The organism is Streptomyces sp. NPDC045695 (assembly GCF_056432025.1).
In genome coordinates, this window is record NZ_JBWKJU010000005.1 from 178,774 (window position 1) to 203,704 (window position 24,931).

Consider the following 24,931-nt stretch of genomic DNA (forward strand, 5'->3'; position numbering starts at 1 on the left):
GGCTTCGCCCATCCCGGGCTTCGCCCGAACCCGGGCTTCGCCCATCCCGGGCTTCGCCCGAACCCGGGCTTCGCCCATCCCGGGCTTCGCCCGAACCCGGGCTTCGCCCATCCCGGGCTTCGCCCGAACCTGGGCTTCGCCCATCCCGGGCTTCGCCCGGTCGCGTGGGTCAGACCTGTGATTCGTCTACCGCTCCGGAGGAGCCATGCAGATCGCCGTACTGCTCTACGACCGCTTCACCGCCCTCGATGCCATCGGGCCCTTCGACACCCTCGGCCGGCTGGGCGGGGCCGAGGTCGTGTTCGTCTCCGAGCGGCCCGGGCCGGTGCGGACCGACAACGGGTCGCTCGCGCTCGTCGCCGACAAGGGGCTCGACGAGGTGACCCGGCCCGACATCGTCATCGTGCCCGGTGCGCCGCACCCCGAGGTGCAGATGGAGAACCCGGCCGTGACGGAGTGGCTGCGCGCGGTCGACGCCACCACCACCTGGACCACCTCCGTGTGCACCGGCTCGATGCTGCTGGCCGCCGCCGGGCTGCTCGACGGGCGGCGGGCCACCTGTCACTGGATGTTCCTCGACCGGCTGTCGGCGTACGGGGCCGCGCCCACCGGCGAGCGGGTCGTGTTCGACGGGAAGTACGTCACCGCCGCCGGGGTGTCCGCCGGGATCGACATGGGGCTCACCCTCCTCGGCAAGATCGCCGGGGACGAGTACGCCCAGGCCGTCCAGCTCATGACCGAGTACGACCCCCAGCCGCCCTACGACGCCGGTTCCCCCGCCAAGGCCCCGGCCGCGCTCGTGGCCCGGCTGCGGGCGACCGACCCCCTGCGGTAGCTCACGGAGCCCACGTGAAGGAAGGGGCCCGGCGCTCCAGGAACGCGGCGACACCCTCGACGGTGTCGTCGCTTCCGGCCGCCTGGTCCTCCCAGTACGCGTCCCGGTCCGTCCGGCCGTCCGCGAACTCCTTGGCCGCCGCCTGCGTCAGCTGCGAGCGCGAGGCCAGCACCCGGGTGAACTCGGCGACCCGCTTGTCCAGTTGGCCCGTCGGCAGCAGCTCGTTCAGGAACCCGGTGCGCAGCGCCTGGTCGGCGCCGATCAACTCCGCCGAGAAGAGCAGGTACTTGGCCCACGCGGGGCCCACCAGCGCCGCCAGCCGCCGGGTGGAGGACGCCGGGTAGACGATGCCCAGCTTCGCCGGGGTCACCCCGAACGAGGCCCCCTCCTGCGCGAACCGCAGGTCACACGCCGCAGCCAGCTGGCTGCCGCCACCGACGCAGAATCCCCGGATCGCCGCCAGCGTCGGCTTGGGGAAGGCGGCCAGCGCCTCCTCCGCCGTCACGGCCAGCGCCCGCAGGTCCTCGCTCCCGGTCAGCGAGGAGATGTCCGCGCCCGCGCAGAAGGTCGCTCCGTCCCCGGTCAGCACGACCACCCGTACGGCCGGGTCGTCCGCCAGCCCCGCCAGCAGCTGCGGGAGCGCCCGCCACATCGGGGCGGTCATGGCGTTGCGCTTGGCGGGGTGGGAGATGACGACGGTGGCGACCCCGTCGGCGACCGTGTGCAGAAGGGTTCCGTCCGAGGCTGCGTCCATGCCCCGGATGCTATCCCGGGCTCACAAACCTATGATCGGGGAAGTCCGGCCGGGGGTGCGAGGAGGGAGCGCGTCCATGGACACAGACCGTGCGGAGACGACCGAACCCCAACGGGAGAAGAAGAAGCTCAGCCGCAGTTTCGGGCTGCTGGCACTGCTCGGGCTGATCCTCGTGCTGGCCGGGCTGGTCGGCCTGGTCTACACCGGCGTGGCCACGCTCACCTCGATGTTCCTCTTCGGCTGGCTGCTGCTGGTCGGCGGAGTGGTGGGCCTGCTGCACGCCGTGCAGTCGCGCAAGAGCAGCTACTTCTGGCTCGCCGTCATCGTCGCCGCGATCAACCTCGCGGCGGGTTTCGTGATCCTGCGCCGCCCCGAGGCGAGCGCGGAGGCGCTGACGATGTTCGCCTCCCTGCTCTTCCTCACCGGCGGCGTCTTCCGGCTGGCCGGAGCCCTCGTGGTGCGGGGCGCCAACTTCGGGCTCGCCCTCGTCCAGGGGGCCTTCGGGGTCCTGCTCGGCATCCTGATCCTCGCCGAGTGGCCCGGCAGCAGTCTGTACGTGATCGGAACCTTCTTCTCCCTCGCCCTGCTGTTCGACGGCCTCAGTCTGGTGGGCCTGGGCATGGGCGCCCGGCGCATCCTGGGGTTGGTCAGGGAAGACGGGGCGCCGGCGGGGACGGGCGCCGCGGACGGGACACGCGCGGTGGCCCAGAAGCGTCCCGCAGAAGATCAGGAACAGTCGAACAACTGACTCTGTCATACGCCCGTGGTCAGAATGCGTCCGATTGACGCTGACTTCTGGTCAGCGCTCCGGTCCGAACCGGCCCGTTCACCACTCTGGACGCGTGGAGACGATCGAGCGTGAAGACGGGGGACGGAAGATGGATGTCAGCGGGAGCGTCCCGCCAGCCAGGGAGGGGGAGCCGCAGGCTCCGGCCGACCCCCTCGCGTACGAGGGAGTGTGGAGGTTCACCGCGCCCGCCGTAGAAGAATCCGTTCCTCAAGCCCGTCGCGCGGTGCGCGAGCTGCTCGGGCGCCAGGGGGTGCCGGCCCAACAGGACCTCGTGTACTCGCTGCTCCTGATCGTCTCCGAACTGGTGACGAACTCGGTCCGGCACGCCGCCCTGCTCTCGCCGGAGGTGGCGGTCGAAGTAGCGATCGGCCGCGAGTGGGTACGCGTGGCCGTCGAGGACAACCACCCGTACCGGCCCAAGGCGCTGGAGGCCGATTTCGGTCAGATCGGCGGCCGGGGCCTGCTCCTGGTACGGGAGATCACGCGCGAGGCCGGAGGCGTCTGCGACGTCGAGCACACCTCGACCGGCGGGAAGGTCATCTGGGCGGCCCTGCCGCTCGCCGCCCCGAGCGCACCGGCCCCCGTGGGCTGACCGGTCCGGGAGCGAGCCCGGACCGGGTCGGGGGAAGCTACCAGCCCGCTTCCTCGCCGGTCAGCTCACGGATCGCGGGCCGGGCCGCGTCCAGGACGGTCATGAACCAAGCGGAGAACGGTACTTCGGCGTGCCGCTTCGCCAATTCCTCGGCCGTGACGAAGGCGGTGTCCTCGACCTCCTCCGGATCGGGCCGCACCGCCGCCTGTGCGAGTCCCACGAACAGGTGATTGAACTCCTGCTCCACCAGACCCGACGCGGGGTCGGGGTGGTTGTAGCGCACCGTCCCCGCCTGCGCGAGGAGCGAGGGTGACAGCCCCAGCTCCTCGTGGGTCCGCCGGGCCGCCGCCGCGAACGGCGACTCCCCGGGGTAGGGGTGACCGCAACAGGTGTTCGACCAGACGCCGGGGGAGTGGTACTTCCCGAGTGCCCGCTGCTGGAGCAGCAGGCGGCCGCGCTCGTCGAAGAGGAACACCGAGAAGGCGCGGTGCAACTGACCGGGCGCCTGGTGGGCGGAGAGCTTCTCCGCCGTGCCGATGGTGTTGCCGGACTCGTCGACCAGTTCGAGCATGATCGGTTCTTGAGTGCCGGTGCCGTGGGACGCGCTGTTCGCGGCGGTGGCTGGTGTGGTCGGCATACCCATCCTTCGCTTCGGACTTCGGCCTTCAGTCTGCCGTACAAAGGAGGCTTGTCCCCACTTCGGAGATCCGCGCATGTCCGGGCCCCGTCCGTGCTAGGCCGTCTCCGGGCTCTCCGGGCTCTCCGGGCTCTCCGGGCTCTTCGGGCGCAGGACGTAGCCGGTGTACCCGTACTCGTGCCCGTGGCGGACCCGTACGTCGATTTCCTCGCGGACGGCGGCCAGCGCCCGGGCCATCGCGGGGCCGGCGCTCGCGGAGCTGGTGCGCACCCGCTCCGCGAGCGGGCCGTAGTACTCGGCCCAGTCGGAGTCCGGCAGGTGGTGCACGCCCAGCACCCGGTACCCGGCGGCCCGGGCGGCGGCGAGGTTGTCGGCGGTGGAGCGCAGGGGGCACTGCGGGTCCCAGAAGGCGCGCGCGCCGGCGGAGGGTTCCCCGACCGTCCACTCGCACTCGGTCAGCACGAGCGTGCCGCCCGGGGCGAGCAGGCGCTTCCACCGGGCGAGCGCGGTGTCGAAGCCGAGGATGTAGGCGGACCCCTCCGCCCACACGAGGTCGAAGGAGCCGTCGGCGAAGGCGGCCGGGCCCCTGCGGGCCTCGCGCGGGAGCTCGCCCATGTCCGCCCTGACGGCGTGGACGCGGTCGGCGAGCCCGCGGGCCGCCGCAGCCGTACGGAGCTCGTCGAGGAAGGGGTCGTGCAGGTCGACGGCGATCACCTCGGCGCCGCCCCCGCCCGCGCCCAGCCAGCCCGCCTCGGCGGCGAGCAGCAGCGCGCTGCGGCCCGGACCGCAGCCCAGGTCCAGCACGCGCGGCCGCTCGGGCAGCGGACCGCACAGGGACAGCAGGTGGCGGGTGCTCGCGTCGGAGCCGGGGGCCTGCCGGGGCAGGCCGTGGTGCAGGGTGAAGAAGGCCTGCATGAAGTCATCGGAAGCGGTGTCGGTCAACGTGAACCCTTGAACGGGGGCCCCGGCCGACGAGGCCGATCAGTTCAGCGCATGATCAGACCCGGCCAGCGCCCGGAAGGAGCGGAAGGAAGGGAAGGAAGGGAGCAACGGGGACGTACCGGAGCTCGCCGCGCACGGCCGCGACCACTGCGACGGTCATCGACCCACCTCTTTCCGCTCGACACCTTCAGGGGGGTGTCCACCGTAACAGCCAGGCCGTTTGTGGTATCGCGCCGTGATCATCGATGATGATCGCGCCCGGGCCCGGGCCGGGGACATTTCGGCCTGTCGGGGCGCAAACGGGTGGTGAACCCCTGCTTCCGTCCATCCGATAGCCTCTGCCGACGTGCCGCCCCCCTCGGGCGCCCGTTCGCAATCCGTTACAAGGAGTGAGTTCGTCTGCCGACCGTCATCCTCACCGGCCTGCCGGTCCCCGGATCACCGCTCGCGGACGAGCTGCGCTCCCTCGGCTTCGACGTCCGCCCCGCCACCGGCCGCGAGGACGCCGCGGCCGCACTGGCCGGCGTACCCGCCGACCAGCGGGTGGCCGTCGTGGACAGCGGCTTCGTCGGACACGTGCACGCCCTGCGCCTCGCGCTGACCGACCCGCGCTTCGACGCCTGCGCCGTCACCGGCGCCCTCGCCGTCCAGCCGGGCGCCCGCGCGGCCCTCGACCGGGCCGTGGCCACCGCGGCCGACGGCGCCGGCCCGTACGCCGACCGGCTCGCCACCGCGGTCGAGGCCGCCGGGACCGCCGTCCAGCGCCCCGAGCTGGGCACGCTCGTCGCCGCCGTCCCCGCCACCACGGCGGAGCGGGACGCGGCGAGCGCCGCCGTCGCCGCCGTGGACGACGAGGCCGTGCGCCTGCGGACCGCAGTGAAGTCCCGCGACGGGTTCTTCACCACCTTCTTCATCAGCCCGTACTCGCGCTACATCGCCCGCTGGTGCGCCCGCCGCGGCCTGACCCCGAACCAGGTCACCACCGCCTCGCTGATCACCGCGCTGGTCGCGGCCGGCTTCGCCGCCACGGGCGAGCGCTGGGGCTACGTGGCGGCCGGTGTGCTGCTCCTCGTCTCCTTCGTCCTGGACTGCACCGACGGGCAGCTCGCCCGCTACTCGTTGCAGTACTCGACGATGGGCGCCTGGCTCGACGCGACCTTCGACCGTGCGAAGGAGTACTCCTTCTACGCGGGCCTCGCGCTCGGAGCCGCCAGGAACGGCGACGACGTGTGGGCCCTGGCGGTGGGCGCCATGGTCCTCATGACCTGCCGGCACGTCGTGGACTTCTCCTTCAACGAGGCCAACCACGACGCCACCGCGAACACGAGCCCCACGGCCGCCCTCTCCGGCAAGCTCGACAGCGTCGGCTGGACCGTCTGGGTCCGCCGGATGATCATCCTGCCGATCGGAGAGCGCTGGGCCATGATCGCGGTGCTCACGGCCGCGACCACCCCGCGGATCGTCTTCTACGCCCTGCTCGTCGGCTGCGCCTTCGGGGCCCTCTACACCACCGCCGGCCGGGTGCTGCGCTCCCTGACCCGCAAGGCGAAGCGGACGGACCGGGCCGCCCAGGCCCTGGCGGACCTCACCGACTCCGGGCCGCTGGCCGAGCTCCAGGCCCGGCTGCTGCGCGGCCGCGCCGGTACCTTCGGGTCCGTGTACGTCGCCGCCCTCGGCGCGGTCCTGATGGTGGGCGCCGCCCTGTACCTGCCGTTCGGCGACCGGCGGCTGATCGCCGTCGCCGTGATCTACGCCGTGACCGCCGGCCTCGCCGTCGCCGCCCCCCTCAAGGGCGCCCTCGACTGGCTGATCCCCCCGCTGTTCCGCGCCGCCGAATACACCACCGTGCTGGTCCTCGCCGTCAAGGCGGACGTCCCCGGAGCCCTTCCGGCGGCATTCGGCCTGATCGCGGCGGTCGCCTACCATCACTACGACACGGTGTACCGCATCCGCGGTGGCACCGGCGCGCCCCCGCACTGGCTGGTGCGGACGATCGGCGGCCACGAAGGCCGGGTCCTGCTGACCACGGTCCTCGCCGCCATCCTGGTGGGGCGCGAAACGGACTTCCCCGTCGCGCTCGCGGTCCTGGCCGTGTTCGTGGCACTCGTGGTGCTCGTCGAGAGCACCCGCTTCTGGGTCTCCTCCGGGGCACCCGCCGTACATGACGAAGGAGAACCAGCATGATCGGCCTTGTACTCGCTGCCGGTGCCGGACGCCGCCTGCGTCCCTACACCGACACCCTGCCCAAGGCCCTCGTGCCCGTCGGTCCCGCGGGTGACGAGGAGAGCCTCACGGTTCTCGACCTGACCCTGGGCAACTTCGCCGAGGTCGGCCTGACCGAGGTCGCCATCGTCGTCGGCTACCGCAAGGAAGCCGTCTACGAGCGCCGCGAGGCCCTGGAGGCCAAGTACGGCGTCAAGATCACGCTGATCGACAACGACAAGGCCGAGGAGTGGAACAACGCCTACTCCCTGTGGTGCGCGCGTGAGGTCCTCAAGCAGGGTGTGATCCTCGCCAACGGCGACACCGTCCACCCGGTCTCCGTCGAGCGCACCCTGCTCGCCGCCCGCGGCAAGGGCCAGAAGATCATCCTCGCCCTCGACACGGTCAAGAACCTGGCCGACGAGGAGATGAAGGTCGTCACCGCCGACGGCGCCTCCGGGAGCGGCGTCCAGAAGATCACCAAGCTGATGGACCCGGCCGAGGCCACCGGCGAGTACATCGGTGTCACCCTCATCGAGCCCGAGGCCGCCGAACAGCTGGCCGAGGCGCTGAAGACCACCTTCGAGCGCGACCCCGACCTCTACTACGAGGACGGCTACCAGCAGCTCGTCAACGACGGCTTCACGATCGACGTGGCCCCCATCGGCGACGTCAAGTGGGTCGAGATCGACAACCACGACGACCTCGCCAAGGGCCGGACGATCGCATGCCAGTACTGACGAGGCTCATCCCCTCGCCCGTCGTCGTCGACATCAGCCGCGGTGCGATGGACGACCTGGCCGGCCTCCTGGCCGACCAGCGGATCTCCGCCTCCGGCAAGCTGGCCATCGCGATCAGCGGCGGCTCCGGCGTGGCGCTGCGCGCCAAGCTGGAGCCCGTCCTGCCGCACGCCGACTGGTACGCGGTGGTCGACGGCACCATCGACTCCGCGGTCAAGCTGGCCGACGACATAAAGGGCCGCCGCTACGACGCCGTCGTGGGCCTGGGCGGCGGCAAGATCATCGACGTCGCGAAGTACGCCGCGGCGCGGGTCGGGCTGCCCATGGTGGCCGTCGCCACCAACCTCTCGCACGACGGCATCTGCTCGCCGGTGTCCATCCTGGACAACGACAACGGCCGCGGTTCCTACGGCGTCCCCACCCCGATCGCCATGGTCATCGACCTCGATGTGATCAAGGACGCCCCGGTGCGGTTCATCCGCGCCGGCGTCGGCGACGCGATCTCCAACATCTCGGCGATCGCCGACTGGGAGCTCTCCCACAAGATCACGGCCGAGCCCGTCGACGGCCTGGCCGCCGCCATGGCCCGTACCGCCGGCGAGTCCGTGCTGCGCCACCCCGGCGGCTGCGGCGACGACGAGTTCCTCACCGTGCTCTCCGAGGCCCTGGTGCTCTCCGGGATCGCCATGTCGATCAGCGGGGACAGCCGCCCGTCGTCCGGCGCCTGCCACGAGATCAGCCACGCCTTCGACCTCCTCTACCCGGGGCGCTCCGCACTCCACGGCGAGCAGGTCGGCATCGGCGCCGCCTTCGCGATGCACCTGCGCGGGGCCGCCGGGCAGGCCGGGCTCTTCGCCGAGGTGCTGCGCCGGCACGGCCTGCCGGTGGTGCCCGAGGAGATCGGCTTCAGCGTCGACGAGTTCGTCGCGGCCGTCGAGTACGCCCCCCAGACCCGCCCGGGACGTTTCACGATCCTGGAGCACCTCAACCTGTCCGCAGCCGAGATCAGGGACGCTTACGCCGACTATGCCAAGACCATCCGTAGCTGAACTCCGGCCCGTCGTTCACCCGGCGGGCGTCAAGGACCGGGTCAGCGGCGAGCACTGGGGCGGGCGCCTCTACATGCGCGAGATCTCCCTGCGCATCACCCGCCTCCTGGTCACCACCAAGGTCACGCCCAACCAGCTGACCTACATGATGACCCTCTCCGGTGTCCTCGCCGCCCCCGCCCTGCTGCTGCCGGGCGTCTGGGGCGCCGTCCTCGGCGTCGTCATGGTCCAGCTGTACCTGCTGCTCGACTGCGTCGACGGCGAAGTCGCCCGCTGGAAGAAGCAGTTCTCGCTCTCCGGCGTGTACCTGGACCGGGTCGGCGCCTACCTGTGCGACGCGGCGGTGCTGGTCGGCTTCGGCCTGCGCGCCGCCGACCTGTGGGGCACCGGCCGGATCGACTGGCTGTGGGCGTTCCTGGGCACCCTCGCGGCGCTCGGCGCGATCCTGATCAAGGCCGAGACCGACCTGGTCGGCGTCGCCCGCCACCAGGCCGGCAAGCCCGTGGTCAAGGACGCGGCGGCCGAGCCGCGCTCGTCCGGCATGGCGCTCGCCCGCCGGGCCGCCGCCGCGCTGAAGTTCCACCGGCTCGTCCTCGGCATCGAGGCGTCCCTGCTCATCCTGGTGCTGGCCGTCGCGGACCAGGTCCGCGGCGACCTGTTCTACTCCCGGGTCGGCGTCGCCGTCCTCGCCGGCATCGCGCTGCTGCAGAGCGTGCTGCACCTGGTGTCGATCCTGGCCTCCAGCAGGCTCAAGTGACGGCCTCCATGCGGCTGGGCGCCGTCATCATCACCATGGGCAACCGGCCCGACGAGCTCAAGGCGCTCCTCGACTCGGTGGCCCGCCAGGAGGGCGACCCGGTGGAGGTCGTCGTCGTGGGCCAGGGCGTACGCGTCACCGGCCTGCCCGAGGGCGTCCGTACGATCGACCTCCCCGAGAACCTGGGCATCCCCGGCGGGCGCAACGTCGGCATCGAGGCCTTCGGTCCCGGCGGCCGTGACGTGGACGCGCTGCTCTTCCTGGACGACGACGGGCTGCTGGAGCGCACCGACACCGCCGAGCTGTGCCGGCGGGCCTTCGCCGAGGACCCGGAGCTCGGCATCATCAGCTTCCGGATCGCCGACCCCGAGACCGGCGTCACCCAGCGCCGCCACGTGCCGCGGCTGCGGGCCTCGGACCCGATGCGCTCCTCCCGCGTGACCACCTTCCTGGGCGGCGCCAACGCCGTCCGCACGAGGGTGTTCGAGCAGGTGGGAGCCCTGCCGGGCGAGTTCTTCTACGCGCACGAGGAAACCGATCTGGCCTGGCGGGCGCTCGACGCAGGGTGGCTGATCGACTACCGGGCGGACATGGTGCTGCTGCACCCGACCACGGCCCCCTCCCGGCACGCCGTCTACCACCGTATGGTGGCTCGTAACCGGGTGTGGCTCGCCCGCCGCAACCTGCCCGCCCCGCTGGTCCCGGCCTACCTGGGCGTCTGGCTCCTGCTGACGCTCCTGCGCAGGCCCTCGGTCCCCGCGCTCAAGGCCTGGTTCGGCGGTTTCCGGGAGGGGTGGACCACTCCCTGCGGACCCCGCCGCCCCATGAGGTGGCGTACGGTCTGGCGGTTGACCCGGCTGGGCCGACCACCTGTCATCTGACGAGCCCGCGTCTGGGAACATGGCGCGATCACGGGCCTCGCGCCACCAGCCTGATGCCCACCTGGCCGCATCTTGAAGACGAAAGTTTCAACTTGTGAGTGACACAACCCACGACGGCGCCCTCGCCACGAGCAGGCCGCCGTCCGAAGACGCGGGGCTGAGCCCCGCGGAGCTCGCCAGGAAGTACGGCCTCTCCGTCAGCGGTGCCCGGCCCGGCCTGGCCGAGTACGTGCGCCAGCTCTGGGGCCGGCGCCACTTCGTCATGGCCTTCTCCCGGGCCAAGCTGGTCGCGCAGTACAGCCAGGCGAAGCTCGGCCAGGTCTGGCAGGTGGCGACCCCACTGCTGAACGCGGCCGTCTACTGGCTGATCTTCGGCCTGATCCTCGGCGCGGGCAGGGAGATGCCGTCGGGCGTCTACGTCCCGTTCCTGATGATGGGCATCTTCGTCTTCACCTTCACCCAGAGCTCGGTGATGGCGGGTGTCCGGGCGATCTCCGGGAACCTCGGGCTGGTCCGGGCGCTGCACTTCCCCCGGGCCGCCCTGCCGGTGTCCTTCTCGCTCCAGCAGCTCCAGCAGCTGCTGTACTCGATGATCGTCGTCTTCGTGATCGCCGTCAGCTTCGGCAACTACCCGCGGCTGTCGTGGCTGCTGGTCGTCCCGACGCTGGCGCTGCAGTTCGTCTTCAACACCGGCCTCGCCATGATCTTCGCGCGGATGGGCTCCAAGACCCCCGACCTGGCGCAGCTGATGCCGTTCGTGATGCGTACCTGGATGTACGCGTCCGGGGTGATGTTCCCGATCGGGATCTACCTCAAGGACCAGCCGCAGTGGATCAGCGACGTCCTGCTGTGGAACCCGGTGGCGATCTACATGGACCTCATCCGGTTCGCGCTGATCGACGACTACGGCAGCAGCAACCTGCCCCCCCACGTCTGGCTCTTCGCCGTGGGCTGGGCCGCCGTGATCGGCCTCGGCGGCTTCGTGTACTTCTGGAAGTCTGAGGAGCGTTACGGCCGTGGCTGACAACACCCAGGGGCGCGTCCCCACCGTGATCGCGGACGACGTCCACATCGTCTACCGGGTCAACACCGGCAGTTCCGGCAAGGGTGCGGCCACCGCCGCGCTCAGCAAGATCCTGCGCCGGGGCAAGGGCGAGTCCGCGGGCGTCCGCAGGGTCCACGCCGTGCGCGGGGTCTCCTTCACGGCGTACCGCGGCGAGGCGATCGGCCTCATCGGCTCCAACGGCTCCGGCAAGTCGACCTTGCTGCGCGCCATCGCGGGGCTGCTGCCCTGTGAGGCGGGCAAGGTCTACACCGACGGCCAGCCCTCGCTGCTCGGCGTCAACGCGGCGCTGATGAACGACCTGACCGGTGAGCGCAACATCGTCCTCGGTGGTCTCGCGATGGGCATGAGCCGCGAGCAGATCAAGGAGCGCTACCAGGACATCGTCGACTTCTCGGGCATCAACGAGAAGGGCGACTTCATCTCCCTGCCGATGCGCACCTACTCCTCCGGCATGGCGGCGCGCCTGCGCTTCTCCATCGCGGCGGCCAAGGACCACGACGTCCTGATGATCGACGAGGCCCTGGCCACGGGTGACCGCAGCTTCCAGGTGCGTTCGGAGAACCGCATCCGCGAACTGCGGGAGAAGGCCGGTACGGTCTTCCTCGTCAGCCACAACAACAAGTCCATCCGCGACACCTGTGACCGGGTGCTGTGGCTGGAAAAGGGCGAGCTCCTGATGGACGGGCCGACCGAGGAAGTCGTCTCGGCCTACGAGAAGGCGTCCAACGGCTGACCTCCGGGTCGCGCGGCGCCCTCCGGCGTCTCTCCCGCAGGCCCCTGCCGCTCCCGAGCGGCGGGGGCCTGAAGCGTGCGCGGCGGTGACGCGGCGACATTCGCTCGCGCAGCGAATACCCCAGCGGCCCCGGCGGCGTTGTACAGCGTAAGCTGAAGCGGTCCTTAATCGCGCCAAGAGGGGACGATTCCCCGCAGGTGAACGGCCCTGGGGCAGCTCGTGAAAAACCAGGGCGGCGTGTCCGAAATGGGATGTATTGGGTCGGCAGTGTAGAACGGGAGATGTGACGGCAATGGCTACGGGAATTCTCCGGCCCCCAGGCACGACGGCCGTCCCCGCCCCGGGCGGCGGGCGGTGACCCCCGGGCGCGGCATCCCACCCCTGTCCGACACCGTCCCCGCGGCCGACCCCGGCCCCGGGGGCGACTCCGTGCACGGCCCCGCCCCCCATCACGCGGCCGACTCCGTCCACGTGCGCGCCACCCTCGGCAAGGCCGCCGCCGAGAACTTCCCCGTCGCCCCCGCCTTCCTGCCCCGCGCCTGGCGCGACGGGCTCATGGCCGTCTACGGGTACGCCCGCCTCGTCGACGACATCGGCGACGGCGACCTCGCCCCCGGCGGACGCGACGCCGTGCTCCTCGGGCTGGACCCGGCCGCCGTCGACGACCGGCTCGCCATGCTCGACGCCTTCGAGGCCGACCTGCACCGGGTGTTCGGCGGGACCGACGGTCCCCCGCGCCACCCGCTGCTGCTCGCCCTGCGGCCCGTGGTCCGGGCCCACGGCCTCACCCCGGAGCCGTTCCTCGGGCTCATCGAGGCCAACCGGCAGGACCAGCGGGTCGCCCGCTACGAGACCTACGGGGACCTGCTCGCCTACTGCGAGCTCTCCGCGAACCCGGTCGGCCGCCTGGTGCTCGCCCTCACCGGCACCAGCACCCCCGAACGGATCCGCCGCTCCGACGCCGTCTGCACCGCCCTGCAGATCGCCGAGCACCTCCAGGACGTCGCCGAGGACCTCGGCCGCGACCGGATCTACCTGCCCGCCGAGGACATGCGGCGCTTCCACGTGGCCGAGGCCGACCTGGCGGCCCCGTCCGCCGGCGCGTCCGTACGCTCCCTGGTCGCGTTCGAAACCGAGCGCGCACGCGAGCTCCTGAACGAAGGCACCCCGCTCGTGGGCAGCGTGAGCGGCCGGCTCCGGCTGCTGCTCGCCGGCTTCGTGGGAGGGGGACGTGCGGCCCTGCGAGCCGTCACCGCCGCCGGTTTCGACGTACTGCCCGGCCCGCCCAAGCCCACCAAGAGCGGCCTGCTCCGCGAGGTGGCCGCCGTCCTGCGCACAGCGCCGAGAAAGGGGTGAGCCCGACCGTGGAGGGCCCCACACACGCGTCCGCACCCGTCCTTGCGGCGTACAGCTACTGCGAGGCCGTCACCGGTTCGCAGGCGCGCAACTTCGCGTACGGAATCCGGCTGCTGCCCACCGACAAGCGGCACGCGATGTCCGCGCTGTACGCCTTCTCCCGGCGCGTCGACGACATCGGCGACGGCACGCTGCCCCCCGAGGCGAAGCTGGCACGGCTGGAGGAGACCCGCGCCGTGCTCGGGCGGATCCGGGCCGAGGAGATCGACGAGGACGACACCGACCCGGTCGCCGTCGCACTCGCCCACGCAGCCCGCCGCTTCCCGATCCCGCTCGGCGGGCTCGACGAGCTCATCGACGGCGTCCTGATGGACGTCCGCGGCGAGACCTACGAGACCTGGGACGACCTCAAGACCTACTGCCGCTGCGTCGCCGGAGCCATCGGGCGGCTCTCGCTGGGCGTGTTCGGCACGGTGAACGCCGGGGGCCTGGGCGCGCTCGAGGCCGCACGCGCCGGGGAGTACGCCGACACCCTCGGCCTCGCCCTGCAACTGACCAACATCCTCCGGGACGTTCGCGAGGACGCGGCCAACGGCCGCACCTACCTGCCCGCCGAGGACCTCGCCAAGTTCGGCTGCTCGGAAGGCTTCCACGGCGACCGCGCCCCCGCCGGCGCCGACTTCGCCGGGCTCGTGCACCACGAAGTCCGCCGCGCCCGCGCCCTGTTCGCCGAGGGCTACCGGCTGCTGCCCCTGCTCGACCGGCGCAGCGGCGCCTGCGTCGCCGCCATGGCGGGCATCTACCGGCGCCTCCTCGACCGCATCGAGCGGGAGCCGGAGGCGGTGCTGCGCGGCCGCGTCTCACTGCCGCCGCACGAGAAGGCGTACGTCGCCGTGCGCGGCCTCTCCGGCCTGGACGCGCGGACCATCTCCCGCCAGAGCACCCGGAGGCGCAGCTGATGCCCCCGACCCGCCGCGAGCACCGGGGCCGCTCCCGGGCAACCACCGCGCGGGCGGCCGCGTCTCCCCCCGGGGGCCCCGCCGCACGCACCGCACGCGCCGCACGCGCCGAGGCCGGCCCGGACGGCGGCCGCATCACGGGGGAGAGCGCATGACCGGCACCGACCAGCACGCCGTCGTCGTGGGCGGCGGACTCGCGGGAGTCACCACCGCCCTCGAACTCGCCGACGCGGGGCTGCGCGTCACCCTGCTGGAAGGCCGCCCCAGGCTCGGCGGGCTCGCCTTCTCCTTCAAGCGCGGCGACCTCAACGTCGACAACGGCCAGCACGTGTACCTGCGGTGCTGCACCGCCTACCGGTGGTTCCTCGACCGCGTCGACGGCGCCGCCCTCGCCCCGCTCCAGGACCGGCTCGACGTACCCGTCCTCGACGTCGCCCACCCCGGCGGCCCGCGCCTGGGCCGGCTGCGGCGCACCGCCCTGCCCGTGCCCCTGCACCTGGCCGGGGCACTGGCCCGCTACCCGCACCTCTCGCTCGCCGAGCGCGCGAGCGTCGGCCGCGCCGCCCTCGCGCTGCGCCGCCTGGACCCCGCCGACCCGGCGCTGGACGGCCTGGACTTCGCGACCTGGCTCGGCCGCTACGGCCAGTCCGCCCGTACCATCGAGGCCCTGTGGGACCTCGTCGGCATCGCCACCCTCAACGCCACCGCCGAGCAGTCCTCGCTGGGCCTGGCCGCCATGGTCTTCAAGACCGGCCTGCTCTCCGAGAACGGCGCCGCCGACATCGGCTGGGCCCGCGTCCCGCTGGGCGACCTGCACGACACCCTCGCCCGCAAGGCCCTCGACGCGGCCGGCGTGCGCACCGAGCTGCGCACCCGGGTCACGTCCCTGACCCGCACCCCCGAAGGCGCCTGGCGGGTGGACACCGAGGACGAGAGCCTGGAGGCGGGCACCGTCGTCCTCGCCGTTCCGCAGCGCGAGGCACACGGACTGCTGCCGGCCGGGGCGCTGGCCGACCCCGACAAGCTCCTCGACATCGGCACCGCGCCGATCCTCAACGTCCACGTCGTCTACGACCGCAAGGTGCTCAAGCAGCCCTTCTTCGCCGCCCTCGGCTCCCCGGTGCAGTGGGTGTTCGACCGCACCGACTCCTCCGGACTGCCCGACGGCGGCCAGTACCTGGCGCTGTCCCAGTCCGTCGCCCAGGACGACATCGACGAGCCCGTCTCGGTCCTGCGCGCCAAGTACCTGCCCGAGCTGGAGCGGCTGCTGCCCGCGGCGCGCGGCGCCAAGGTACGGGACTTCTTCGTCACCCGGGAGCGGACGGCCACCTTCGCCCCCACCCCCGGCGTCGGCCGGCTGCGCCCCGGCGCGCGGACCGACACGCCGGGGCTCTACTTGGCCGGTGCGTGGACTGCCACCGGTTGGCCCGCGACCATGGAGAGCGCCGTCCGGAGCGGACTGAGCGCGGCGCACGCCGCACTCGCCGCGCTCGGCCGCCCCCGCGCCCACCCTCTGCAGGAGGCGGCATGACGACCATCAGCACGACCGCAGCACGTACAGGAACAAGAGGAGAGCCAGTGAACCCGGGGAATCCGGCTGTCGAGAACACGGATGCCGGTGTGGGCACCGCCGGAGCGGGCATGGAGAAGGCGGACACGATCGCCCTCCTGGAACGCGGCCGCACGCTGTCGACCCCCGCCCTGCGCGCCGCTGTCGACCGCCTCGCCTCGCCCATGGACACCGTCGCCGCCTACCACTTCGGCTGGATCGACGCCCAGGGCAACATCGCCGACGGCGACGGCGGCAAGGCCGTGCGCCCCGCCCTCGCACTGCTCTCCGCCGAAGCCGCCGGCGCCGCCGCCGAGGTCGGCATCCCCGGCGCCGTCGCGGTCGAGCTCGTGCACAACTTCTCGCTGCTCCACGACGACCTCATGGACGGCGACGAGCAGCGCCGCCACCGCGACACGGTGTGGAAGGTGCACGGACCGGCCCTCGCGATCCTCGTCGGCGACGCCCTCTTCGCCCTCGCCAACGAGGTCCTGCTGGAGCTCGGCACCGTGGAGGCGGGCCGTGCGACGCGCCGGCTGACCACGGCCAGCCGCAAGCTCATCGACGGGCAGGCGCAGGACATCTCCTACGAGCACCGCGAGCGCGTCAGCGTCGAGGAGTGCCTGGAGATGGAGGGCAACAAGACGGGGGCGCTGCTCGCCTGCGCGGTCTCCATCGGCGCAGTGCTCGGCGGCGCGGACGACCGTACGGCCGACAAGCTGGAGGAGTACGGCTACCACCTCGGCCTCGCCTTCCAGGCCGTCGATGACCTGCTCGGCATCTGGGGCGACCCGGAGGCCACCGGCAAGCAGACCTGGAGCGACCTGCGCCAGCGCAAGAAGTCACTGCCGGTCGTCGCCGCGCTCGCGGCCGGCGGGGAGGCCTCCGAGCAGCTCGGCGAGCTGCTCGCGGCCGACGCCAAGAGCAGTGACTTCGAGAACTTCTCGGAGGAGGAGTTCGCCGCCCGCGCGGCGCTCATCGAGGCGGCCGGCGGCCGTCAGTGGACCGCCGACGAGGCACGGCGCCAGCACGCGATCGCGATCCGGGCCCTGGACGGCGTCGACATGCCGCAGCGGGTGCGCGACCAGCTCGTGGCCCTCGCCGACTTCGTCGTCGTGCGCAAGAGGTGACCGCCACCCGACAGCGGATATGACTCGCGAGTCGCCGACCGGCGCCGCCGCCTGACGGTGGCGCGCACCGGCCGACGGCAGACCCCAGCACAGCACAGGACACTGTTCTAAGGGGAAGCCATGACAGCGACGACCGACGGCAGCGCGGATGGCGCTGGCGCTGGCAGCGAATCCACCCCGGGCGTTCCGCCGCCCGGTCCCTCACGCCGCAGTGCCCGCCCGGGCCCGGCCCCGGGACCGGGACCGGGCCCCGGCCCCGCGGCCCGGCAGGCCCCGGTGGCCGAGTACGGCCTCGCGGCCGCGCCCGGCGGCGCGGGAACGGCGCGGGCGGCCCGCCCGGCGGCCGACCTGACCGCGGAGCCGGGCTCCCCGTCCGCGCCCGCCCCTCCGGGGACGGGCAGGGCCGAGCCCCCGGCGGTACGGCTCCGGCACGACGGGCGCCCCGGACCCGTCCGGGAGTCCGGCCCGCCGGCCGGGCGCGGCCCCGGCGCGGAGCGGACCACCGCGGGCCTGCCCGGGGCTCCGCGCGGCCACGGGCCGGACCGGGTCCAGGAGGCCGCCGCGCGTGCGACGCGGCACCTGCTGGAGCGCCAGGACCCCGAGGGGTGGTGGAAGGGCACCCTGGAGACCAACGTCACCATGGACGCCGAAGACCTGCTGCTGCGGCAGTTCCTCGGCATCCGGGACGAGGCCACCACCCGCGCCGCCGCCCTCTTCATCCGCGGTGAGCAGCGCGAGGACGGTACCTGGGCCACCTTCCACGGCGGGCCGCCCGAACTGTCCGCCACCATCGAGGCGTACGTGGCGCTGCGCCTCGCGGGGGACCGCCCCGACGCCCCGCACATGTCCCGCGCCTCGGCCTGGATCCGGGCCCACGGCGGCATCGCCGCCGCCCGCGTCTTCACCCGGATCTGGCTGGCCCTCTTCGGCTGGTGGAGCTGGGACCACCTGCCCGAGATCCCGCCCGAGCTGGTGTTCCTGCCGCCCTGGGTGCCCCTGAACATCTACGACTTCGGCTGCTGGGCCCGCCAGACCATCGTCCCGCTCACCGTCGTGTCCGCGCTGCGCCCCGTCCGCCCCGCCCCCTTCGCCCTGGACGAGCTGCACGCCGACGCGCGGACGCCGTACCCGGCCAGGAGGCTGGCCCCGCTGACCACCTGGGACGGGGCCTTCCAGCGGATGGACAAGGCCCTGCACGTCTACCGGCGGTTCGCCCCGCGCCGGCTGCGCAAGGCGGCGATGGCCACCGCCAGCCGCTGGATCGTCGAGCGCCAGGAGAACGACGGCTGCTGGGGCGGGATCCAGCCGCCCGCCGTGTACTCCATCATCGCCCTGCACCTGCTCGGCTACGACCTGCGGCACCCGGTGATGCGCGCCGGACTGGAATCCCTGGACCGGTTCGCGGTGTGGCGCGAGGACGGCGCCCGGATGATCGAGGCCTGCCAGTCCCCGGTCTGGGACACCTGCCTGGCCGCCATCGCCCTGGCCGACGGGGGCCTGCGCCCCGACCATCCGGCGCTGGTCAAGGCCGCCGACTGGATGCTCGGCGAGGAGATCCACCGCAGCGGGGACTGGGCGGTGCGCCGGCCCGGGCTCGCACCCGGCGGCTGGGCGTTCGAGTTCCACAACGACACCTACCCCGACATCGACGACACGGCCGAGGTCGTCCTCGCCCTGCGCCGGATCAGGCACCCCGACCCGGTCCGCGTGGAGGCGGCCATCGCCCGCGGGGTCTCCTGGAACCTCGGCATGCAGTCGAAGAACGGGGCCTGGGGCGCCTTCGACGCCGACAACACCAGCCCCCTGCCGAACAAGCTGCCCTTCTGCGACTTCGGCGAGGTCATCGACCCGCCCTCGGCCGACGTCACCGCCCACGTGGTGGAGATGCTCGCCTTCGAGGGCCGGGCGGGCGACGCCCGCACCCGGCGCGGCATCGCCTGGCTGCTCGCCGAACAGGAGCCCTGCGGCGCCTGGTTCGGCCGCTGGGGCACCAACTACGTCTACGGCACCGGGTCGGTGGTACCGGCGCTCACCGCCGCCGGCCTGGCCCCCGGGCATCCCGCGATCCGGCGGGCCGTGCGCTGGCTGGAATCCGTACAGAACGAGGACGGCGGGTGGGGCGAGGACCAGCGCTCCTACAAGGACCCGTCCTGGGCGGGGAAGGGCGCCTCCACCGCCTCGCAGACGGCGTGGGCGCTGATGGCCCTGCTGTCCGCCGGGGAGCGGGAGGGCGCGGCCGTCGAGCGGGGCATCGCGTACCTGGTCCATGCGCAGCAGGAGGACGGCTCCTGGGACGAACCGTACTTCACGGGCACCGGGTTCCCCTGGGACTTCTCCATCAACTACCACCTGTACCGGCAGGTGTTCCCGCTGACCGCGCTCGGCCGCTACCTGTACGGGGAACCGTTCACCGCCGCCGGGGGAGCGTGATGTCCGCCGCCAGGGGGGAGCGGGCCGGGGCGGCGCCGGAGCAGAACCCCGACCCGTTACTGGTCGCCTGCGCCCTGCGGATCGAGCGCCTCGCGCTGCGCGGCGCAGGGCGAGGGGCCCCGGAGGCGTACGCCCTGCTGCGGACCGGGATGGGCGCGCGCGCGGCCGAGCGGGCCGTCGGCCGCGCGCTGGAGCGGCCGGGCATGGAACGGGCCGCCGTCCTCGCCACGGGATTCTGCGCCGGGCTGGTCCCCGGCATGCACCCCGGCGACCTGGTCGTCGCCGAGGAGGCCCGCGACCAGGAGGGGGCCGTCAGCTGTACCGGAACCGTCCTGCTCGCCGAGGCGCTGGCCCGGGCCGCCCCCGGCCGGACCGTGCACCGGGGCGCCCTGACCGGATCCGAGCACGTCGTCCGCGGCCAGGAGCGCGCGCAGCTGCGCGCCACCGGCGCCATCGCGGTCGACATGGAGTCCGTCGCCACCCTGCGGACCGCGACGCGGGGCGGCAGCCGTCCGGTTGGGGCCGTCCGGGTGATCGTGGACGCTCCGGAGTACGAGCTCGTCCGTATCGGCACGGTTCGCGGGGGAATATCGGCCTTCCGTGTCCTGCGTGCCGTACTGCCCGCGTTTTATGACTGGCACCGTTCTTTGCTGCTCCCCAGGAGGTGAGCCAGATGGCCATGCCGCTGCGCCAGACCATCAGGGTCGGGACGTATCTTCTCGAACAAAAGCTCCGCAAGCGCGAGAAGTTCCCGCTGATCGTCGAGCTGGAACCGCTCTACGCGTGCAACCTGGCCTGTGAGGGGTGCGGGAAGATCCAGCACCCGGCCGGGGTGCTCAAGCAGCGCATGCCGGTCGCCCAGGCGGTCGGTGCCGTACTGGAGTCCGGTGCGCCCATGGTGTCCATCGCGGGCGGCGAGCCCCTGATGCACCCGCAGATCCACGAGATCGTCCGGCAGCTGGTGGCGAAGCGGAAGTACGTCTTCCTCTGCACCAACGCGATGCTGCTGCGCAAGAAGATCGAGAAGTTCACCCCTTCCCCCTATTTCGCCTTCGCCGTGCACATCGACGGCCTGCGCGAACGGCACGACGAGTCGGTCGCCAAGGAAGGCGTCTTCGACGAGGCGGTCGCGGCCATCAAGGAGGCGAAGCGGCGCGGATTCCGGGTGACCACGAACTCTACCTTCTTCAACACCGACACCCCGCAGACGATCATCGAGGTACTCAACTACCTCAATGACGACCTACAGGTGGACGAGATGATGATCTCGCCCGCCTACGCCTACGAAAAGGCACCTGACCAGGAACACTTCCTGGGCGTCGAACAGACCCGTGATCTTTTCAGGAAGGCCTTCGCGGGCGGCAACCGGCGCCGGTGGCGTCTCAACCACTCCCCGCTCTTCCTGGACTTCCTGGAAGGGAAGGCCGATTTCCCCTGCACGGCCTGGGCCATTCCGAATTACTCCCTCTTCGGCTGGCAGCGCCCCTGCTACCTGATGAGCGACGGCTACGTGCCGACGTACCGGGAACTGATCAACGACACCGACTGGAGCAAGTACGGCCGCGGAAAGGACCCGCGCTGCGCCAACTGCATGGCGCACTGCGGCTACGAACCCACCGCCGTCCTCGCCACCATGGGCTCCCTCAAGGAATCCCTGCGGGCGGCCCGGGAGACGATCGGCGGCAACCGGGGAAAGCAGGCATGACAGCCGCGCCGGGAGGGGGCAAGGGCTTCGACCTCGCCGCACTGCTCGCCGAGCGCGGCGCGGAACGGTACGAGCTGCACGCGCGGCACCTCAACCACCAACTGCCCCGGATGCTCCACACGATCGGCTTCGACAAGGTCTACGAGCGGGCCCAGGGCGCCCACTTCTGGGACGCCGAGGGCAACGACTACCTCGACATGCTCGCCGGCTTCGGCGTGATGGGCCTGGGCCGCCACCACCCGGTCGTCCGCCGGGCCCTGCACGACGTCCTGGACGCCCAGCTCGCCGACCTCACCCGCTTCGACTGCCAGCCGCTGCCCGGGCTGCTGGCCGAGAAGCTGCTCTCGTACAGCCCGCACCTGGACCGGGTCTTCTTCGGCAACAGCGGCACGGAGGCGGTGGAGACGGCCCTGAAGTTCGCCCGGTACGCGACCGGGCGGCCACGGATCCTCTACTGCGACCACGCCTTCCACGGGCTCACCACCGGCTCGCTCTCGGTCAACGGCGAGGGCGGGTTCCGGGACGGCTTCGCGCCGCTGCTCCCCGACACCGGCATCGCGCTGGGCGATCTGGCCGCGCTGGAACGGGAGCTGAAGCGCGGGGACGTGGCCGCCCTGATCGTCGAGCCCGTCCAGGGCAAGGGGGTCCTCGCGGCCCCGCTCGGATTCCTGCTCGCCGCGCAGGAGCTGCTGCACCGGCACAAGGCACTGCTGATCGCGGACGAGGTGCAGACCGGCCTCGGACGCACCGGCGACTTCTACGCCTACCAGCACGAGCCGGGCGTGGAGCCGGACCTGGTGTGCGTCGCCAAGGCGCTGTCGGGCGGCTACGTGCCCGTCGGCGCGACCCTGGGCAAGGACTGGATCTTCAAGAAGGTCTACTCGTCCATGGACCGGGTGCTCGTGCACTCCGCGAGCTTCGGGTCCAACGCGCAGGCGATGGCGGCCGGTCTGGCCGTGCTGTCGGTCATGGAGGACGAGGAGGTCGTCGCCCACTCCAGGGCGATGGGCGACCTCCTGCGCGGGCGGCTGGCGGCGCTCGTGGACGAGTACGAGCTGCTGCACGAGGTGCGGGGACGCGGCCTGATGATCGGCATCGAATTCGGTCGGCCGTCCTCGCTGGGGCTCCGCAGCCGCTGGACGATGCTCCAAGCGGCGCGCAAGGGGCTGTTCGCGCAGATGGTCGTCGTGCCGCTGCTCCAGAAGCACCGCATCCTCACCCAGGTCTCCGGGGACCAGCTGGAGGTGATCAAGCTGATTCCGCCGCTGATCGTGGACGAGCAGGACGTCGACCGGTTCGTCGGCGCCTTCCGCGAGGTCATGGACGAGGCGCACGGCGGGTCCGGGCTGATGTGGGACTTCGGGAGGACGCTCGTGAAGCAGGCGGTCGCCAACCGCTGACCGCCTGCTTGAGCGGAGATCAGTCGAGCAGCTGCTCGCGGAGGCGGTCCAGGGTCTCGGGCGTGAGCCCGAGGCCCTGCGACAGGTAGCGGTCCACACCGCCCCAGGCCTCGTCGATGGTCTCGAAGGCCGCGAGCAGGTACTCGGCGCGGGCGTCGAAGAGCGGGGCCAGCAGCTCCATCACCTCGGGGGAGCGGGCCCCGGAGGACCCGTCGCCGCGCCGGACCCGGTAACGGCGGTGCGGGGCGTTCGACTCCAGGTAGTCCGCGACGATCGCCTCGCGCTCCACGCGCAGCGCGAGCAGGGTGACGGCGATCGACAGGCCCGCCCGGTCCTTGCCGGCGGCGCAGTGCATGAGGGCCGGGACGCTGTCCTCGGCGAGGGCGTGCAGGACGCGGCTGTGCTCGGCGGTTCGGTTCTTGATCATCACGCGGTACGAGCGGGTCATCCGGGCCGCGGCCTGCCCGTCGCCCAGGACCGCGCGGAGCTGGTCGAGGTCGCCGTCGCGGACCATCTTCCAGAACTCGCGGCCGTCGGCCGGATCCGAGAGCGGGATGTTGACGTTCCGCACCCCCGGCAGGTCCACGTCCGGGCCCTCCAGCGCGTGGTCGGCGCCGTTGCGGAAGTCGAAGACGGTGTGGAGTCCGAGCGACCCGAGGAATTCTGTATCCGTTTCAGTGGCATGGGCGAGATGTCCGCTTCGGAACAGTCGCCCCGTCTTGACCCTTCGTCCGTCGGAAGTCGGCAATCCGCCCACATCGCGGAAATTGCGCACTCCGGACAACTCCGGCTCCTGTATCTGCTGGGTCAAGGGAACTCCTCCGCTTCGTCGCGCCGACTGTGGGTGCTCTGTCCGAATTACACTACTTGGCGATAACTTGCCATCAGCGGAGGCGAGATCGACCGCGTCCCCGTGAGCCAGATCATACGGTGACCGTGAGTGCCTGATCGCTAAAGCCGAATGACCGCGTCGGAGCGGTTGTTGGCGGTGCGGAATGGACGGAGGGTGACCGGAATTCCGGCGGTCCCTCACCCCTGTTATTCCGTCAGGGAATTCATGGCTTGTTCAGCGTGGCCGTTTGGGATTACGTTCGCGACCGATCCGGGTGGATCGCCGAATCCTGCCGCCGCCCGGAAACCGCACCCGACTATTCACGCGCGGCAGGAGCGGGGGAACCAGGTAAGCCGCTGTCCCGGATCTTCGGACCCGGGACGGCTTGGGGTGAAGCCGTACATGGTCCGTTCATGTGCGGCCGGACATCTCCAGTCCGAACCCGACAGCTCACCTCGCAGGCACCGGAGAGGAAATGCGCCATGCCTGCAAAGGGTAAGCACCGCCGTCCCAAGCCCCTCTCGATATCGCGCGGTTTCGCCGTCGCCGGCACCGGTGGCGCGGCTCTCGCGCTGCCGCTGATGGGCGCCGCCGGTGCTCAGGCCGCCGGTGCTCCGGCCGTCGCCACGACGACCGCGGTCACCGCCGTGACCGCCGTGGCGCCCGTCGTGGCCCCGCAGGTTCCGGTCTCGCTGCAGGCCGCGGCCGCCGCGCCGGGCGTGTACACGGTCGTCCCGGGCGACTGCCTCTCCGTGATCGCCGCCGAGCGTCACCTGCCGGGTGGCTGGGAGCAGCTCTACGCCGACAACCGCGAGGCGGTCGGCAGTGACCCGTCTCTGATCCACCCGGGCCTGAAGCTGAACCTCGGTGGTGCGGGCGACTCGGCCGCGGCCGAGCCCGCCCCCGCCCGGAAGACCGCCGCGAAGCCCGCTTCGAAGCCCGCCACCAAGCCGGTGTCGAAGCCCGCTCCCCAGCAGGCCGCGAAGGCCGCCCCCGCGCAGCAGGCCGCCCCCGAGGCGCCCGCCGCGCAGCCGCAGTCCGCCTCCTCCTTCGTGGCGCCGGTGAGCGGAGGGATCTCCACCCAGTACAAGGTCGCGGGCAGCATGTGGTCCTCCGGCTACCACACCGGCGTGGACTTCATCGCGAGCTCCGGCACCACCGTCAAGGCGGTCGGCGCGGGCACCGTGGTCTCCGCGGGCTGGGCCGGCGCGTACGGCAACGAGGTCATCATCCGCCACGCCGACGGCAACTACTCCCAGTACGGCCACCTTTCCCAGCTCTCCGTCACGGCCGGCCAGAGCGTCACGGCGGGCCAGAGCATCGGCCTCTCGGGCTCCACCGGCAATTCGACCGGTCCCCACCTCCACTTCGAGATCCGTACGGGCCCCTCCTACGGCTCCGACATCGACCCGATCGCCTACCTCCGCTCGAAGGGCGTCAGCCTCTGACGGCAGCCGCCGCCGCGGCACGGACACACGTGGGGCCGGGACCCGAGGGGGGTCCCGGCCTTACGTGTACCTATTCCTTATCCCGCGGGTGGTATAGATCACGGCCCGTCAACCCCTCATTACGTTGGCGTAGGTTGGTAGCGG

Annotated in this window: 22 protein-coding genes, 1 pseudogene and 1 riboswitch; of the genes and pseudogenes, 19 read left to right on the top strand and 4 right to left on the bottom strand. The window is 72.1% G+C overall.

Going from position 1 to position 24,931, the window contains the following annotated elements; translation table 11 throughout:
• Positions 1 to 205: 205 nt before the first annotated feature.
• Positions 206 to 835, top strand: coding sequence for a DJ-1/PfpI family protein (locus AC07DU_RS11840; RefSeq protein ID WP_360888975.1), 630 nt, complete (start codon positions 206 to 208; stop codon positions 833 to 835).
• A 1-nt stretch (position 836) separates the two neighbouring features.
• On the opposite strand, the gene AC07DU_RS11845 is transcribed toward AC07DU_RS11840, so the two are convergent.
• On the bottom strand, positions 837 to 1,589 hold the full coding sequence (locus AC07DU_RS11845; protein ID WP_479110923.1) for an enoyl-CoA hydratase/isomerase family protein: 753 nt from the start codon (positions 1,587 to 1,589) through the stop codon (positions 837 to 839).
• 76 nt (positions 1,590 to 1,665) lie between these two features.
• Between AC07DU_RS11845 and AC07DU_RS11850 the strand changes: the two genes are divergently transcribed.
• Together AC07DU_RS11850 and AC07DU_RS11855 are read left to right on the top strand one after the other, a co-directional pair.
• Positions 1,666 to 2,337 carry an HdeD family acid-resistance protein gene (locus AC07DU_RS11850; protein ID WP_479110925.1) on the top strand — a complete coding sequence of 224 codons (672 nt, stop codon included), beginning with the start codon at positions 1,666 to 1,668 and terminating at the stop codon, positions 2,335 to 2,337.
• Positions 2,338 to 2,467: 130 nt separating this feature from the next.
• Positions 2,468 to 2,971 carry an ATP-binding protein gene (locus AC07DU_RS11855; protein WP_479111150.1) on the top strand — a complete coding sequence of 168 codons (504 nt, stop codon included), beginning with the start codon at positions 2,468 to 2,470 and terminating at the stop codon, positions 2,969 to 2,971.
• Positions 2,972 to 3,008: 37 nt separating this feature from the next.
• Here AC07DU_RS11855 and idi read toward each other — a convergent pair whose 3' ends face one another.
• Both idi and AC07DU_RS11865 read right to left on the bottom strand, forming a co-directional pair.
• Complete coding sequence (gene idi / locus AC07DU_RS11860) at positions 3,009 to 3,608, bottom strand: isopentenyl-diphosphate Delta-isomerase (protein ID WP_360888968.1); 600 nt, start codon at positions 3,606 to 3,608, stop codon at positions 3,009 to 3,011.
• 111 nt (positions 3,609 to 3,719) lie between these two features.
• Positions 3,720 to 4,523, bottom strand: a pseudogene (locus AC07DU_RS11865) (class I SAM-dependent methyltransferase); the annotation flags it as partial.
• A 426-nt stretch (positions 4,524 to 4,949) separates the two neighbouring features.
• Here AC07DU_RS11865 and AC07DU_RS11870 point away from each other — a divergent pair.
• The 15 genes from AC07DU_RS11870 (at position 4,950) to AC07DU_RS11940 (ending at position 22,507) form a co-directional block, all read left to right on the top strand.
• A complete protein-coding gene (locus AC07DU_RS11870) occupies positions 4,950 to 6,734 on the top strand; it encodes a DUF5941 domain-containing protein (protein WP_479111151.1) in 1,785 nt (594 codons plus the stop codon).
• Entirely contained in the window at positions 6,731 to 7,492 is a 762-nt protein-coding gene (locus AC07DU_RS11875) for a phosphocholine cytidylyltransferase family protein (protein ID WP_360888959.1), read from the top strand. Before AC07DU_RS11870 ends, AC07DU_RS11875 begins: the two co-directional genes overlap by 4 nt.
• Positions 7,480 to 8,541, top strand: coding sequence for an iron-containing alcohol dehydrogenase family protein (locus AC07DU_RS11880; RefSeq protein ID WP_360888956.1), 1,062 nt, complete (start codon positions 7,480 to 7,482; stop codon positions 8,539 to 8,541). The genes AC07DU_RS11875 and AC07DU_RS11880 overlap by 13 nt, the downstream gene beginning before the upstream one ends.
• Entirely contained in the window at positions 8,519 to 9,298 is a 780-nt protein-coding gene (locus AC07DU_RS11885) for a CDP-alcohol phosphatidyltransferase family protein (RefSeq protein WP_479110928.1), read from the top strand. The genes AC07DU_RS11880 and AC07DU_RS11885 overlap by 23 nt, the downstream gene beginning before the upstream one ends.
• A gap of 8 nt (positions 9,299 to 9,306) precedes the next feature.
• Complete coding sequence (locus AC07DU_RS11890; RefSeq protein WP_453374443.1) at positions 9,307 to 10,179, top strand: glycosyltransferase family 2 protein; 873 nt, start codon at positions 9,307 to 9,309, stop codon at positions 10,177 to 10,179.
• A gap of 94 nt (positions 10,180 to 10,273) precedes the next feature.
• On the top strand, positions 10,274 to 11,203 hold the full coding sequence (locus AC07DU_RS11895) for an ABC transporter permease (protein WP_360888947.1): 930 nt from the start codon (positions 10,274 to 10,276) through the stop codon (positions 11,201 to 11,203).
• Complete coding sequence (locus AC07DU_RS11900; protein ID WP_360888944.1) at positions 11,196 to 11,978, top strand: ABC transporter ATP-binding protein; 783 nt, start codon at positions 11,196 to 11,198, stop codon at positions 11,976 to 11,978. Before AC07DU_RS11895 ends, AC07DU_RS11900 begins: the two co-directional genes overlap by 8 nt.
• A gap of 471 nt (positions 11,979 to 12,449) precedes the next feature.
• Positions 12,450 to 13,334, top strand: coding sequence for a squalene synthase HpnC (gene hpnC / locus AC07DU_RS11905; RefSeq protein ID WP_479111153.1), 885 nt, complete (start codon positions 12,450 to 12,452; stop codon positions 13,332 to 13,334).
• Positions 13,331 to 14,293, top strand: a complete 963-nt coding sequence (gene hpnD / locus AC07DU_RS11910) for a presqualene diphosphate synthase HpnD (protein WP_479110931.1) — start codon at positions 13,331 to 13,333, stop codon at positions 14,291 to 14,293. The genes hpnC and hpnD overlap by 4 nt, the downstream gene beginning before the upstream one ends.
• 151 nt (positions 14,294 to 14,444) lie before the next feature.
• Positions 14,445 to 15,824, top strand: a complete 1,380-nt coding sequence (gene hpnE / locus AC07DU_RS11915) for a hydroxysqualene dehydroxylase HpnE (RefSeq protein ID WP_479110933.1) — start codon at positions 14,445 to 14,447, stop codon at positions 15,822 to 15,824.
• A 47-nt stretch (positions 15,825 to 15,871) separates the two neighbouring features.
• Positions 15,872 to 16,972 (top strand): polyprenyl synthetase family protein, encoded by a 1,101-nt coding sequence (locus AC07DU_RS11920; protein ID WP_479027592.1) that lies wholly within the window; start codon positions 15,872 to 15,874, stop codon positions 16,970 to 16,972.
• Positions 16,973 to 17,092: 120 nt separating this feature from the next.
• Positions 17,093 to 19,402, top strand: a complete 2,310-nt coding sequence (gene shc, locus AC07DU_RS11925) for a squalene--hopene cyclase (protein ID WP_479110935.1) — start codon at positions 17,093 to 17,095, stop codon at positions 19,400 to 19,402.
• Complete coding sequence (locus AC07DU_RS11930; RefSeq protein ID WP_479110937.1) at positions 19,402 to 20,070, top strand: phosphorylase family protein; 669 nt, start codon at positions 19,402 to 19,404, stop codon at positions 20,068 to 20,070. The genes shc and AC07DU_RS11930 overlap by 1 nt, the downstream gene beginning before the upstream one ends.
• A gap of 5 nt (positions 20,071 to 20,075) precedes the next feature.
• A complete protein-coding gene (gene hpnH / locus AC07DU_RS11935; RefSeq protein WP_360888925.1) occupies positions 20,076 to 21,107 on the top strand; it encodes an adenosyl-hopene transferase HpnH in 1,032 nt (343 codons plus the stop codon).
• Complete coding sequence (locus AC07DU_RS11940; RefSeq protein ID WP_479110939.1) at positions 21,104 to 22,507, top strand: aspartate aminotransferase family protein; 1,404 nt, start codon at positions 21,104 to 21,106, stop codon at positions 22,505 to 22,507. The genes hpnH and AC07DU_RS11940 overlap by 4 nt, the downstream gene beginning before the upstream one ends.
• Before the next feature lie 19 nt (positions 22,508 to 22,526).
• Here AC07DU_RS11940 and AC07DU_RS11945 read toward each other — a convergent pair whose 3' ends face one another.
• A complete protein-coding gene (locus AC07DU_RS11945; RefSeq protein ID WP_360888919.1) occupies positions 22,527 to 23,318 on the bottom strand; it encodes a tyrosine-protein phosphatase in 792 nt (263 codons plus the stop codon).
• Positions 23,319 to 23,642: 324 nt separating this feature from the next.
• Positions 23,643 to 23,818, top strand: a riboswitch (cyclic di-AMP (ydaO/yuaA leader).
• A gap of 3 nt (positions 23,819 to 23,821) precedes the next feature.
• Between AC07DU_RS11945 and AC07DU_RS11950 the strand changes: the two genes are divergently transcribed.
• The gene (locus tag AC07DU_RS11950) at positions 23,822 to 24,787 is read left to right on the top strand and encodes a M23 family metallopeptidase (RefSeq protein WP_479110941.1); all 966 of its coding nucleotides are present in this window, start codon (positions 23,822 to 23,824) and stop codon (positions 24,785 to 24,787) included.
• Positions 24,788 to 24,931 lie beyond the last annotated feature (144 nt).